We start from the raw sequence: 12638 nt of genomic DNA on the forward strand, positions 1-12638 counted from the left end.
CACCGGGGACGACCCGGGACACCAGGTCGGCGGGCCGCCGTGCCACCTGGGACGGCCGCCTCAGCGGGAGGCGAGGTCCAGCACCAGCTGGGGGGCGAAGCCGATCACCACGGCCAACGCGGTCGCCCCGGCCAGCGCCACGGAGACCGGCCAGGCCACCCGGCCGGGCGTCACCCCGGGCGCGACCCCGACGGGCGCGGCCGGTTGTCCGGTTCGGGCGGGGACGCCCGTCGCGACCGGCTCCCCGGCAGGGGCAGGAGCGGTGGGGTCGGCGTACAGGGTGGCGGCGAGGCGCAGGTAGTAGCCCAGCCCGATGACCGCGTTCAGCGCCACCACCACGGCCAGCCAGCCGGCCCCGCCGTCCAGCACCGCCCGGACCACCGTCACCTTGGCGAACAACCCCGCCAGCCCGGGCGGCAGGCCGGCCAGCCCGACCAGGGCCAACGCGAACGCCGCCCCGGCCCACGGCCGCCGCCGGCCCACCCCACGCAGGTCCGCCACCGCGCCGCCGTCCGCACCGGCCGGACGCAGCGCCACCAGCGCCGCGAACGCCGCCAGCTCCACCACCACGAAGAAGACCGCGTACGCCACCGCAGCGGCGTACGCGCCGGCCCGGACGTCGTCGGCCCGGCCGGCGGTCGACGCCAGCACCCCCAGCGGCGCCAGGATGTACCCGGCCTGGGCCACCGACGACCAGGCGAGCAACCGGACGGTACGCCGCTGGCGCAGCGCCACCAGGTTGCCCACGGTCATGGTGAGCACCGCCAGCAGGGCCAGCACCGGGCCGGTCACCTCGGCCGGCAGCGCCCGCTGCACCACCGCCAGCAGGGCCACCACCCCGCCCAGCTTCGACGCGGTGGACAGGTAGGCCGCCATCGGCAGCGGTGCCCCGTCGTAGGTCGCCGGCGCCCAGGCGTGGAACGGCACCGCCGCCACCTTGAAGGCCAGCCCGAGCACCACCAGCGCCACCGCCGCCGGGACCAGCGGCACGTCGGGCGCGTCGGCCAGCAGCCCGCCGAGCCGGTCCAGGTGCAGACCGCCGGTCGCCGCGTAGAGCAGGGCCGCGCCGAGCAGGGTGACCGACGTGGCCACCACGCTCACCACGAAGAAGGTGACCGCCGCCTCGGCGCTGGCCAGGCTGCCCCGACGCAGGCCCACCAGCACGTACAGCGGCAGGGTCAGGGTCTCCAGGGCGACGATCAGGGTGATCAGGTCACCGGCCGCGCCCAGCACCACGCCGCCGGTCATCGAGCAGGCCAGCAGGAAGCAGTACTCGCCGACGGGCGTCGGACCGTCCCGTAGCAGCGGCCCGGAGAGCCCGAGCACGCCCAGGGTGAGCAGGGCGAAAACCCCCGCCACCAGGGCCGCCCGGCCGTCGAACACCCACGAGCAGTCGGCACCCGCACAGAAGGTCCGCCGGGTGCCGGCCGCGCCGACCACCACCGCACCGACCCCGGTGGCGACGACGCCCGCGCAGGCCACGGCCACCGTCGCGCCGGCCCGGCCGACCAGCAGATCCGCCAGCAGCACGAGTACGGCGGTGCCGGCCGCCAGGTACGCCGGCAGCAACGCCACGTTGTCGACGCTCTGCACGAGACTCACGGGGCGGACCTTTCGTTCGCGACTGCGGGGCTCCGCTGCGCTGCACTCCTCGCGCTCATTGGAGCACCGCCACGAGGGCGTCCACCGGGCCGGTGGCGTAGCCGAGGACCAGGGTGGGTGCCAGGCCGACGGCGAGGGCGAGCAGGACCAGCGGGACCCAGGCGGTCAGCTCCACCCCGGCCAGGGCGGGGGTGAACCGGCCCACCGCCGGGCTGGGCCGACCGTGGGTGACCCGGCGCAGCAACCGCAGGAAGTACGCGGCGGTGAGCGCCCCGCCGGCCGCCGCCAGCACCGCCAGCGTGGTCCACAGCGGCCCGCCCCGCTCGACGGCCGCGACCACCGCGAACGCCTCACCCCAGAACCCGGCCAGGCCGGGCAGGCCGAGCGAGGCGACCGCCGCGAAGCCGAGCAGACCGGCCAGCCGGGGCGCGGTCTCCCGTAGCCCGGACAGCTCGGCCAACGCCCCCGTGTGGGCCCGGTCCTTGACCGCCCCGGCGAGGAAGAACAGCAGCCCGGTGATCACCCCGTGCGCCACGTTGCCGATCAGCGCCGCCTGGATGCCGGTGGCGGTCAGCGTCGCCACCCCGAGCAGCACGAACCCCATGTGTCCGACGCTGGAGTAGGCGATCAGCCGTTTCAGGTCGTCCTGGGCCAGACAGACCAGGGAGCCGACGAGGATCGCCGCGACGGCCAGCACCCCGAGGATCGGCGCGGCCCAGCGGGCACCCTCCGGGGCCACCCCGACGGCGACCCGGATCAGGCCGTACGTGCCCATCTTGAGCAGGACCCCGGCGAGGATGACGCTGCCGACGGTGGGTGCCTGGGTGTGTGCGTCGGGCAGCCAGGTGTGCAGCGGCCAGAGCGGGGCCTTCACCGCGAACGCCAACCCGAGCAGGGCGAACGCGGTCAACTGGGTGCCCCGGGACAGCCCCGCCCCGCCGGTCAGCGCGACGATGTCGGCGGTGCCGGCGGCGGCCACCACCACGAACACGCCGACCAGCAGCAGCACCGAGCCGAAGAGCGTGTAGAGGGCGAACTTGCGGGCCGCCGCGCGGGCCGCGTCGCGCGCCGGCAGATCATCACCGGTGCCGCCCCAGCCGGCGATGATCGCGTACATCGGCAGCAGGACGACCTCGAAGAAGACGAAGAAGAGCACCAGGTCGAGGGCGAGGAAGGTGCCCAGGATGCCCACCTCGACCACCAGCAGCAACGCCACCAACGCCCGGCCGCTCCCCCGGCCCTCGGGCACCCGGCGCACCGTGTAGCCGCAGCAGAGCAGGGTGAGCAGGGCGGTGAGCACCACCAGCGGCCAGGAGATGCCGTCCACCCCGAGGTGGAAACGCAGGTCGAGGCCGGGCACCCAGGGCAGGTCGACCTCGTGCCAGGGCTGCACGGCGGGTGCCGGGCGGTACCCGAACCAGCCGTGGTCGCCGAGCACCAGCAGCGCCGCCCCGACCAGGGTCAGGCCGGCGACCGCCGTACCGAGCAGCCGGGCCGTCCGCTCCCCGGGGAGCACGGCCACCAGCGCCGCCCCCACCGCCGGCAACACCAGCACCGCGACCAGCAGCACCTGCCCAACCGTCACCGGGCCCACCTCTCGCTCGCGACTGCGGGGCTCCGCTGCGCTGCACTCCTCGCGCTCATGAGGAGACTCCGATCAGGGCGGCGGCGAGGCCGATCAGCAGGGCACCGGCCAGCACCGCCGCCGTCGCGCGGGGCAGCGCCGCCCGGTGCAGCGCGGCCAGCCCGGCACCGAGGGTGGAGGTGCCCCGGCCGATCCCCTCCACCAGGCCGTCCACCCCGACCTCGTCACCGGTACGGGTCACCCGGGCGAGCGCGGTCGTGGGGCGTACCACGAGGGTGTGTTGCAGGTCGTCGAGGCGGAAGGCGCGGGCGAACACCGGCCGCAGCGGACCCAGCGCGTGGGCCGGATCGGCGGCCGGGTCCCGCCGCCAGCCGGCCCAGGCCAGCCCCGCCCCGACCAGCAGCAGCGCGAGCGGTAGCAGTACCGCCGGGGCGAGGTGGACCAGGTCGACGTCGGTGGCGGTGCCCCGCAGCCGGTCGGTGAACGGCGGCCAGAACGCGGCCAGCCCGAGCAGCGCGGCCGGGACGGCCAGCAGCAGCACCGGCCAGCGCATCGCCGCCGGCGGGTCGTGCGGGTGCAGCAGCGGTAGCCGGGGCTCGCCGAAGAAGGCGCGCAGCAGCAGCCGGGTGGCGTACGCGGCGGTGAGCAGCACCCCGAGCAGCCCGGCCAGCCAGACCAGCCAGCCGACCCAGGTCGGGGCGGGACCGGTGCCGTCGAGCGCGGCGGCCTCGGCGGCGGCGAGCACACCGTCCTTGCTCCAGAAGCCGGACAGCGGCGGCACGCCGGCCAGCGCGCCCAAACCGATCAGGGTGCACCAGAAGGTGACAGGCATGCTGCGCCGCAACCCGCCCATCCGGGACAGCAGGGTGGTGCCGACGGCGTGGATCACCGCGCCGGCGGCGAGGAACAGCAGCGCCTTGAATGCGGCGTGGGTGAGCAGGTGGAACAGTGCGGCGGCCGGGGCACCGACGGCGAGCGCACCGGTCATGTAGCCGAGCTGGGAGACCGTCGACCAGGCGAGTACCCGCTTCAGGTCGTCCTGGGCGGTGGCGGCGAGCGCGCCGAGCAGCAGGGTGATCGAGGCGAGTACGCCGAGCACCGCCAGCGCTACCGGGGCCCCGGTGAACAGCGGGTAGAGCCGGGTCACCGCGTACACCCCGGCGGCGACCATGGTCGCGGCGTGGATCAGCGCGGAGATCGGCGTCGGGCCGGCCATCGCGTCCGGCAGCCAGGTGTGCAGCGGGAACTGGGCGCTCTTGCCGGCCACTCCGGCGAGCAGCAGCAGGCAGGCGGCGGCCAGCGTGCCGGTGGCATGGTCGTGGGCGAGCACGTCGGCGATCCGGAAACTACCGGCGGAGACGCCGAGCAGCGCGATGCCGAGCAGGAACCCGACGTCACCCACCCGGGTGACCAGGAACGCCTTCATCGCGGCGGCCGGCGCCTCGGGCAGCCGGCGGTCGTGGGCGATCAGCAGGTACGAGCAGAGGCCCATCACCTCCCAGCCGACCAGCAGCAGGATCAGGTCGCCGCTGACCACCACCAGCAGCATCGCGGCGGTGAACAGGCTGATCTGCGCGGCGTAGGGGGGATAGCGGTGGTCCACCTCGACGTCGTCGTGTGGTCCGCGCCGCAGGTAGGCCACCGAGTAGACCTGTACCGCCAGCGCCACCGCCGTCACGGCGACGGCGACCAGCGCGGCGACGCCGTCCAGCCGCACCCCGAGGGTGACCCGCAGCCCGCCGAGGTCGATCCAGGTGGTGCTGGTCTCCACCGGGTCGCCGACCCGTACCAGCAGCAGCACCGCGACCAGCAGCGCGCCGGCCGCGCCGGCCACCCCGAGGCCGATCGCCGCCCGCCGGGCCGTGCCCTCCCCGGTGGTCGCGCCCTGCGGTGCCGGCGGCAGCAGCAACCCGAGCAACCCGGCAACCAGGGGTACGACCGGCAGCGCCGCCCCGAGCAGCCCGGTCACCGCCCGGCCTCCGCCCGTGCGCCGGCCGACCCGGCCACGACGTCACCGGTCGAACCGGCGCGGTCGCCGGCCGGCTCGGTCAGCGGCACGTCGTCGACGGTGACGCTGGCCCGCAGCCGGTAGAGCTGGAGCACGATGGCCAGCCCGACGCCGATCTCGGCGGCGGCCAGGACGATCACGAACAGTGCGAAGACCTGCCCGGAGTGCGGCAGGACCGCCCGCACGGTGGTGTCGGCGGTGACCAGGATCAGGTTGACCGCGTTGAGCATCAGCTCCACCGCCATCAGCACCAGCACCGCGTTGCGTCGCCGCAGTACGCCGTAGACGCCCAGGCCGAACAGCAGCGCGGCCGTGACGTACGGGATGACCGGCCTCACCGGACACCGCCCCCGGTGGTGGGATCGGGGCGGGACGACGCGGGGGCGGCGTCGGGGTGGCGGCCGATGTCGGGGCGGGACAGGATGACCGCGCCGACCAGGGCGGCCAGCAGCAGCACCGACAGCACCTCGAACGGCAGCACCCAGGAGCGGAAAACCTGCTCGCCGATGCCCTCGGCGGTGCCCGCCGCCGGCAGCTCCACCGTCGACCAGCGGAACGCGTCGACCAGCAACGCCGTCAGGCCCAGCCCGGTGCCCGCCCCGATCAGCGCGGCCGGCCAGCCCGGCCGGTCCAGGTCGTCGGACGCCCCGATCGGGGCCCGGGTCAGCATCACCGCGAACAGCAGCAGCACCACCACCGCGCCCACGTAGATCAGCACCTGCACCCAGGCGACCAGTTCCGCGGTGAGCACCAGGTAGTCGCCGGCCAGCGCGCCCAGGCAGAGCACCAGGTAGAGACCGGCCCGGACCAGGTGTTTCGTGGCGACCACCAGCACCCCCGACCCGACCGCCACCGCGCCCAGGGCGAGCAGCAGCACGTCCGCACCGGTCACCGGGGAGCACCTCCGTCGTCGGTGGGGCCGGGCTCGGGGACGGCCGGTCCGACGCCGGGAGCAGGCGGGGTGGCGGGACCGGGCTCGGGGCGTACCACGGTGGGGCGGGCGGCGGAGCTGGTCGGGGCGGCGGCCTTGCGCGCGGCGGTGGTCTCCTCCTTGGCCGGCTCGCCGTGCGGGTCGTGCGCGGGCGGCGGCGGCACCGTGGCCATCCACTGGCCGAGGTGGTCCCGGTCGTGCAGCAGGTCCTTGATGTCGTACTCGGCGTACTCGAACTCGGGCGACCAGTAGAGGGCGTCGAACGGGCAGACCTCGATGCAGATGCCGCAGTACATGCAGAGCGAGAAGTCGATGTCGAACTTGTCGAGGACGTTGCGCTGGCGGGGACGGGCCGCGCCGGCCACCGCCACCTCCTCCTTGTGCGAGTCGATGTAGATGCACCAGTCGGGGCACTCGCGGGCGCAGAGCATGCAGACCGTGCAGTTCTCGGTCAGCAGCGCGATCACGCCCCGGGAGCGGGGCGGTAACTCGGGGGCGACGTCCGGGTACTGCTGGGTGTGCGACCGGCGGGTCATCGTCTTCAACGTGACCGCCAGCCCCTTCACCAGCCCGCCGCCGGTGCCCCCGCCGTGCTCGCTCACCGTGTCGCCCCGATTCGCTCGCTCATGGGGTCATCCTGCCCTGTGGCCACGGCGTGCGCGACCACCACCCGGCGTTTGCCGGCGCTACCGTGACGGGCGGGGAGAACGACGCACCGGGAAGGACCGACCGATGACCGCCGCGTTGCAGAACGACCATCCGCCGGAGGGCGGCTGGACGACCGACGATCTGGACGCGCTGCCCGAGGACGGCCGCCGCCGCGAACTTCTCGATGGAGTGCTGATCGTGCCCGCCTCCCCCACCCGTGTCCACCAGACCATCGCGATGCGACTTGGCGTCGCGCTCGAAGAGGAGTGTCCCGACGACTACGACGTGACCCAGGCCGTGGAGGTGCGGATCAACCGGACCCGCTCCTTCATCCCCGACGTGCTGGTGACCACGTCCACCGCCGCGGCCCGCGAGCCGTCCCGCTACGAGCCGCACGAGGTGGTGCTGGCCGTCGAGATCGTCTCCCCCAGCACCCGCTCCATCGACCGGGTGCTCAAACCGACCCTCTACGCGCAGGCCGGCATCCCGTTCTACTGGCGGATCGAGGTGGAGGACGACGGCCTGGTCGTGCACACCTACAAGATCGACGCGGTGAACGAGGTCTACCTGGAGACCGGGCGGTGGACGAAGTTCGTCGACACCGGTGAGCCGTTCCCGGTGAACCTGTCGATCGCCCGGATCACGCCCCGGCGTCGGTGAGCGGCGGCAGCATCTCCACCCCCAACTGTTGCAACAGTTGGAACAGCTCGTTGACGCTCCACACGTCGACGATCCGCCCGGCGGCGTCGAAGCGCAGGAACGTCGCCCCGGAGTAGCTGACCACCTGCCCGGTCGGCGGCACCGGGCCGAACTGTCCCGCCTGGGTGCCGGCGGCCCGCCAGCGCAGCGCCACCCGGTCCCCGGTCGCCACCACGTCCACCAGCTTGTAGCGCAGGTCGGGAAAGGCGGCCCGGCGGTCCCGGTGCCAGGCCAGCACCGCCGCCGGGCCGGCGCCGCCCAGCCCCGGGCACTCCTCGGCGACCAGTTCGTCGGCCGACTCCTCGCGGCCGGCGTTCCACACGTCGGCCACGAAGCGCCGGGCCGCCGCCTCCACGTCGATCATGCGGGCAGCCTAGGCCCGCCGGGTCGGGGCCGGCCGGTCGAGGTGGGGTGTCGACCCCGGGCGTTACCGTGCCGCCGGCAGCCGGACCCGCCATGATGGGAGCCGAAGCGGACGAAAGGCGACACGATGGCGGAGAGCAACGGCACGACGGCGACCCAGAGCGGCGGCAAGTACGTCGAGCCGGGCGGTGAGTTCACCCGCGACCAGCGCTACATCGCCACCCGGATCACCGTCGACGGGCGGGACGGCTACCCGGTCGAGCCCGGCCGCTACCGCCTGGTCGTCAGCCGGGCCTGCCCGTGGGCCAACCGCATGATCATCGTACGGCGGTTGCTCGGGTTGGAGGAGGCACTGCCGATGGCGGTGGCCGGGCCCACCCACGACGCCCGGAGCTGGACGTTCGACCTGGACCCGGACGGGCGCGACCCGGTGCTCGGCATCGAACGGCTGGCCGAGGCGTTCTTCGCCCGCTACCCCGACTACGACCGGGGGATCACCGTGCCGGCGATCGTGGACGTGCCGACCGGGCAGGTGGTCACCAACGACTACGCGCAGATGACCCTGGACCTGTCCACCCAGTGGACGGCGTACCACCGCGAGGGCGCCCCGCAGCTCTACCCGGAGGCGCTGCGCGCCGAGATCGACGAGGTGAACGCGGTGGTGTTCGCCGACGTCAACAACGGGGTGTACCGGTGCGGCTTCGCCGGTTCGCAGGAGGCGTACGAGAAGGCGTACCGGCGGCTGTTCGACCGGCTGGACTGGCTCAGCGACCGGCTCGCCAACCAGCGTTACCTGGTCGGTGACACCGTCACGGAGGCCGACGTGCGGCTGTTCACCACGCTGGTGCGCTTCGACCCGGTCTACCACGGCCACTTCAAGTGCAACCGGCAGAAGCTGAGCGAGATGCCGGTGCTGTGGGCGTACGCGCGGGACCTGTTCGCCACCCCCGGGTTCGGCGACACCATCGACTTCGACCACATCAAGCGGCACTACTACGAGGTGCACCGGGACATCAACCCGACCGGGGTGGTGCCGCTCGGCCCGGACCTGGTCAACTGGCTCAGCCCGCACGGGCGGGAGGCGCTCGGCGGCCGACCGTTCGGCGACGGCACGCCCCCGCCGCCCCCGCCGCCGGCCGAGCAGGTGCCGGCGGAGCACACCCCGATCGGCTGAACCACCACCGACCACGCGCCCCCGCCCGGACCACCGGGCGGGGGCGCGCTGCTGTCGTCCCACCCGCACGCACGCCGCTGCGGCCGGGCGGTCACCGGCCCACCGCCGTTGCTGCCGGTCGCCGCACCACAGTCGAATCCGGACACTGAGAGCTGTCGCACATTCACCTTCGGTGCCCAAGAGTTAACACGATGGTCAATATGACCTGTTCGACTAGGGGATGTCCGTCGCCGCGATTCCCGTCGACGGGCTACCAGTCCACTACGGACTCCCCTCTTGAGGAGGATCTAGCCTTGCGCAAGCTGGGTAGCAGGACCGCACGTCTGGGCGTACTCGCCGGTGTTCTCGCCGGCGCGCTCGCCACCACCACCAACGCCGCCGTCGCGGCACCGGCCACCCCCGGCCCCGGACGGGCCGCGCCCGCGCCGCTGCTGGCCGGCAGCGCGCAGGCCGCGCCGGACCGGTACATCGTCGTCCTCTCCGACAAGCCGGTCAGCGGCGAGCGCACCGCCCGCCTCGCCCGCACCGACCAGTCGGCCGCCGTCGCCGAACGGGCCGGCGGTACCGTGCTGAACCGCTACACCCAGGTCCTCGACGGGTACGCCGCCGTGCTGCCGCCGGCCGCCCTCGCCGCCGTCCGCAACGACCCGGCCGTGCAGTACGTCGAGCGGGACACCCGGATCGAGGGCGGGTTGACCAGCACCACCCCGGACCGGACCGGGCCGACGACCGCCCGCGCCGAGCGGGGCCAGGCCGGCGGCGTGTCCATCCAGGCCGTGCAGAGCAACCCGCCGTCGTGGGGGCTGGACCGCATCGACCAGCGGAACCTGCCGCTGAGCAACAGCTTCGGCTACACCTCGACCGGTTCCGGGGTCACCGCGTACATCGTCGACTCCGGCATCCGGGCCACCCACGTCGACTTCGGCACCCGGGCCGCCGGGGTCTACGACGCGGTCGGTGACGGCAACGGCACCAACGACTGCCACGGCCACGGCACGCACGTCGCCGGCACCATCGGCGGCACCACCTACGGGGTCGCCAAGTCGGTGACGCTGCGGGCGGTCCGGGTGCTCCAGTGCGACAACTCCGGGTGGAGCACCGACCTGATCGAGGGCGTCGACTGGCTGGCCACCAACCACGCGGCCGTCTCGGTGGCGAACTTCAGCCTCCAGGGCTACGGCACCTCCGCGAACACCTCGATCGAGAACCTGATCGACCACGGCGTGTACCCGGTGTTCATCGCCAACAACTTCAACACCGACGCCTGCACCAACGGCCCCCGGTCCAGCCGGGGCATCACCGTCGCCGCGACCGACATCAACGACAACCGGGCCTCGTTCTCCAGCTACGGGACCTGCGTCGACATCTTCGCCCCGGGGGTGGACATCACCTCCGCCGGCATCGCCTCGAACACCGCCGTCGCCAGCGGCTGGTCCGGCACCTCGATGGCGGCCCCGCACGTCACCGGCTGGCTGGCCCGCTACCGGCAGACCAACCCGTCGGCGACCCTCGCCACCGCCAAGAGCGCGCTGATCACCGCCGCCACCACCGGCAAGGTCGTCAACCCGGGGGTCGGCTCCCCGAACCGCCTGCTCTACGCCGCGCCGTGAGCACACCGGAGGGGCCCCGGACAGTGTCCCGGGGCCCCTCCGGGCCGGCGCTCAGTTCAGGGTGAGGCGTACGGCGGTGGTGAGGACCAGCTGGGCCAGTGCGGCCGGCACCAGGACCAGCCAGCACAGCCGCTGGAGCTGGTCCTCCCGCAGCCGGGGGAACGACACCCGCAGCCAGATGATCACGAACGAGACGGCGAAGACCTTCAGCAGGGTCCACAGCCAGCCGAGCTGTGCGTCGGCGAACGGGCCCTGCCAGCCGCCGAGGAACAGCACGGTGGTCAGCGCGGCGATCACCACGATCCCGACGTACTCGGCGAGCAGGAAGAACGCGAACCGCAACCCGGTGTACTCGGTCATGTAGCCGAACACCAGTTCCGAGTCGGCCACCGGCATGTCGAACGGGGGCCGTCGGATCTCGGCCAGCCCCGCCACGAAGAACACGATCATGGCGGGGGCCTGCCAGAGCAGCCACCACGGCTGCCACGCCTCGACGATCCCGCCGAGACTCAGTGTCCCGGCCGCCACCGCCACCGAGGCGGCGGCCAGCACCAACGGCAGCTCGTAGCCGAGTAGCTGGGCCGCCCCGCGCAGCCCGCCGAGCAGGCTGTACTTGTTGGCCGAGGCCCACGCCGACATCAGCACCGCCACCACGCCGACGCCGACCACCGCCAGGACGAAGAACAGCCCGATGTCCAGCGGCTGCCCGACCAGGTCGTCCGGGCCGAGCGGGATCACCAGCAGCACCAGCAGGTAGGGCACCAGGGCCACCACCGGCGCCAGCCGGAACACCGCCCGGTCCGCCTCGCGGGGGGTGATGTCCTCCTTCTGGACGAACTTGATCCCGTCGGCGACGAGCTGCGCCCAGCCGTGGAAGCCACCGGCGTACATCGGACCGAGCCGGCCCTGCATGTGCGCCATCACCTTGTGCTCGGCCTGACCGACGATCAGCGGCAGGGTCAGGAACGCCAGCAGCACCCCGCCGATCCGGATCACCAGCTCCAACCAGGTCGGCATCAGGCCGTACCCCCCTGGTCGCCACCCTGGTCACCGCGCGCCGGGCCGTCGCCGGCCGCCGGGGGGTCGCCGGCCGCGCCGGAGCGGGCGGTACGCGGCGGACGGGCCCCGGCGGGCCGGGCCGGCCGCTCCCGGGGCGCGCGGGCCGGAGCGCCCTCACCCACCGTCACCGGGCCGGCCGGGGCCGGCACCACACCCCACTCCCCCGGGGCGGGCACCCCGGGCGGGCGGACCGCCCGACGACCGCCACCGGCCTCGGACTCGCCCGGTTCCTTCGCCCCCGGCCACGGTTTGGCCACCCGGGAGGCGAGCACGAACTCCTTGCGCAGCGGATGCCCCTCGAACTCGGGCGGCAGCAGCAGCGGGGCCAGGTCCCGGTGGCCGGTGAAGTCGACCCCGAACATCTCGTGGGTCTCCCGCTCGTGCCAGGCCGCGCCCGGGAACACGTCGACCACCGACGCCACCGTCGGCGACTGTCTCGGCACCCGGGTCCGCAGCAGCACGCCGTGCCGGTGCCGGGTCGACCACAGGTGGACCACCACGTCGAAGCCGGCGGCCAGCTCGTCGACGGCGGAGAGCCAGTCGAAGAAGTCGCAGGCCAACTCGGCGTCGTCGCGCACCGCGCGGAGCGTGTCCGCCCAGGCCACCGGGGGTACGTCGACGGTGGCCCGGGCGTGGGCCTGCCCGCCGGACACCGACGCGGTCGCCTCGACCGGCGTGAGCAGCGCGACCACCCGCCGACCGACCTCTTCCGGAGTCATGCGGTTGATCCTATGGCCGCCGCCCCGACGCCGGGCCCGCCCGCCCGGTCGTACGCGCCCGGCGGACACCTGGATGAGGTGAACGGACGACCCCCCCGCCGCGTCGCACGACAGTTCCGGCGGCGTCGTCCGGCGGGCCCGGCGGCGTCGTCCGGCGGGTCCGGCCGCGTCGTCCGGCGGGTCCGGCGGCGTATCCGGCGGGCCCTGTCCGGCAGGGCGGGGTGGGCATCTGGCACTTTG

General features: G+C 74.1%; 12 protein-coding genes. 3 read left to right on the forward strand and 9 right to left on the reverse strand.

Features of this window, described 5'->3' with window-relative positions:
• Positions 1-60: 60 nt before the first annotated feature.
• From ACN261_RS05410 to ACN261_RS05435, 6 genes are read right to left on the reverse strand one after another with little or no spacing between them, the layout of a single operon-like run.
• Positions 61-1602 carry an NADH-quinone oxidoreductase subunit N gene (locus ACN261_RS05410; RefSeq protein ID WP_425848714.1) on the reverse strand — a complete coding sequence of 514 codons (1542 nt, stop codon included), beginning with the start codon at positions 1600-1602 and terminating at the stop codon, positions 61-63.
• A 55-nt stretch (positions 1603-1657) separates the two neighbouring features.
• Positions 1658-3187 carry a complex I subunit 4 family protein gene (locus tag ACN261_RS05415; protein ID WP_425848716.1) on the reverse strand — a complete coding sequence of 510 codons (1530 nt, stop codon included), beginning with the start codon at positions 3185-3187 and terminating at the stop codon, positions 1658-1660.
• 55 nt (positions 3188-3242) lie between these two features.
• Positions 3243-5156, reverse strand: a complete 1914-nt coding sequence (locus ACN261_RS05420) for an NADH-quinone oxidoreductase subunit L (RefSeq protein WP_425848719.1) — start codon at positions 5154-5156, stop codon at positions 3243-3245.
• Positions 5153-5533 (reverse strand): NADH-quinone oxidoreductase subunit NuoK, encoded by a 381-nt coding sequence (gene nuoK / locus ACN261_RS05425; protein ID WP_421484228.1) that lies wholly within the window; start codon positions 5531-5533, stop codon positions 5153-5155. Before nuoK ends, ACN261_RS05420 begins: the two co-directional genes overlap by 4 nt.
• Complete coding sequence (locus ACN261_RS05430) at positions 5530-6087, reverse strand: NADH-quinone oxidoreductase subunit J (RefSeq protein ID WP_421484229.1); 558 nt, start codon at positions 6085-6087, stop codon at positions 5530-5532. Before ACN261_RS05430 ends, nuoK begins: the two co-directional genes overlap by 4 nt.
• Positions 6084-6728 carry a NuoI/complex I 23 kDa subunit family protein gene (locus ACN261_RS05435; protein WP_421484230.1) on the reverse strand — a complete coding sequence of 215 codons (645 nt, stop codon included), beginning with the start codon at positions 6726-6728 and terminating at the stop codon, positions 6084-6086. The genes ACN261_RS05430 and ACN261_RS05435 overlap by 4 nt, the downstream gene beginning before the upstream one ends.
• 130 nt (positions 6729-6858) lie before the next feature.
• On the opposite strand from ACN261_RS05435, the gene ACN261_RS05440 reads away from it, so the two are divergent.
• Positions 6859-7434, forward strand: coding sequence for a Uma2 family endonuclease (locus ACN261_RS05440; RefSeq protein ID WP_421484231.1), 576 nt, complete (start codon positions 6859-6861; stop codon positions 7432-7434).
• On the opposite strand, the gene ACN261_RS05445 is transcribed toward ACN261_RS05440, so the two are convergent.
• Complete coding sequence (locus ACN261_RS05445) at positions 7415-7837, reverse strand: ester cyclase (RefSeq protein ID WP_421484233.1); 423 nt, start codon at positions 7835-7837, stop codon at positions 7415-7417. The genes ACN261_RS05440 and ACN261_RS05445 overlap by 20 nt on opposite strands.
• 126 nt (positions 7838-7963) lie before the next feature.
• Between ACN261_RS05445 and ACN261_RS05450 the strand changes: the two genes are divergently transcribed.
• Positions 7964-9010: a glutathione S-transferase family protein gene (locus ACN261_RS05450; RefSeq protein WP_421484235.1), complete on the forward strand. Its 1047-nt coding sequence runs from the start codon at positions 7964-7966 to the stop codon at positions 9008-9010.
• Positions 9011-9303: 293 nt separating this feature from the next.
• Positions 9304-10620: a S8 family peptidase gene (locus ACN261_RS05455; protein WP_425848724.1), complete on the forward strand. Its 1317-nt coding sequence runs from the start codon at positions 9304-9306 to the stop codon at positions 10618-10620.
• Between the two features lie 51 nt (positions 10621-10671).
• On the opposite strand, the gene ACN261_RS05460 is transcribed toward ACN261_RS05455, so the two are convergent.
• Both ACN261_RS05460 and ACN261_RS05465 read right to left on the reverse strand, forming a co-directional pair.
• Positions 10672-11637, reverse strand: a complete 966-nt coding sequence (locus ACN261_RS05460) for a complex I subunit 1/NuoH family protein (RefSeq protein ID WP_420118328.1) — start codon at positions 11635-11637, stop codon at positions 10672-10674.
• Positions 11637-12398 carry an NADH-quinone oxidoreductase subunit C gene (locus ACN261_RS05465; protein ID WP_425848725.1) on the reverse strand — a complete coding sequence of 254 codons (762 nt, stop codon included), beginning with the start codon at positions 12396-12398 and terminating at the stop codon, positions 11637-11639. Before ACN261_RS05465 ends, ACN261_RS05460 begins: the two co-directional genes overlap by 1 nt.
• Positions 12399-12638: the final 240 nt, after the last annotated feature.

It is taken from the genome of Micromonospora sp. WMMD723 (genome assembly GCF_049863385.1).
GTDB lineage: Bacteria > Actinomycetota > Actinomycetes > Mycobacteriales > Micromonosporaceae > Micromonospora > Micromonospora wenchangensis.

Bases quoted from the DNA above. Each gene is read 5' to 3' on its own strand.
- ACN261_RS05440 (WP_421484231.1), top strand. From the start codon at position 6,859: ATGACCGCCGCGTTGCAGAACGACCATCCGCCGGAGGGCGGCTGGACG.
- ACN261_RS05445 (WP_421484233.1), bottom strand. From the start codon at position 7,837: ATGATCGACGTGGAGGCGGCGGCCCGGCGCTTCGTGGCCGACGTGTGG.
- ACN261_RS05450 (WP_421484235.1), top strand. From the start codon at position 7,964: ATGGCGGAGAGCAACGGCACGACGGCGACCCAGAGCGGCGGCAAGTAC.
- ACN261_RS05460 (WP_420118328.1), bottom strand. From the start codon at position 11,637: ATGCCGACCTGGTTGGAGCTGGTGATCCGGATCGGCGGGGTGCTGCTG.
- ACN261_RS05465 (WP_425848725.1), bottom strand. From the start codon at position 12,398: ATGACTCCGGAAGAGGTCGGTCGGCGGGTGGTCGCGCTGCTCACGCCG.